This window comes from Mesorhizobium sp. M8A.F.Ca.ET.208.01.1.1, assembly GCF_004791315.1.
In the GTDB taxonomy this organism is placed as follows: domain Bacteria; phylum Pseudomonadota; class Alphaproteobacteria; order Rhizobiales; family Rhizobiaceae; genus Mesorhizobium.
In genome coordinates, this window is sequence record NZ_SRUT01000058.1 from 1 (window position 1) to 434 (window position 434).

Here is a 434-nt window from a genome sequence, read left to right on the forward strand (position 1 = left end):
TTGAGATGCGATGCGGTAAGCATACGCTTCTGTTCGACGCGGGCTCTGGCCTGCGGCCTGCCGGCCGAGCGCTTCGGGCGTCGGGCGTAACCGATTTCGACCTGTCCTTCACCCACTGCCATTACGACCACATCATCGGGCTGCCGGCTTTTAAGCCGATCTACGACCGTAGCGTCAAAGTCAGGCTTTGGTCCGGGCATCTTGCAGGACGCATGACGACCCGGCAGATTGTCGATGAGTTCATGCGGCCGCCTTGGTTTCCGGTGCGACTGGACGTCTGCAAGGCAAGCCTCGACTACCGCGATTTCGTATCAGGAGACGTGCTTCGGCCGCGCGAAGGGGTGGTGATCCGGACCGGCAGTCTCACCCATCCCGGTGGCTGTATAGGCTATCGGGTCGAATGGGGCGGCCGTGTCGTGGCAGTGATCACAGAC

The 434-nt window shown here is 61.8% G+C and carries 1 protein-coding gene; it reads left to right on the plus strand.

From position 1 onward, the window contains the following. On the plus strand, window positions 1-434 hold a 434-nt coding region (locus EN851_RS34265), incomplete at both ends, for an MBL fold metallo-hydrolase (RefSeq protein ID WP_245520888.1).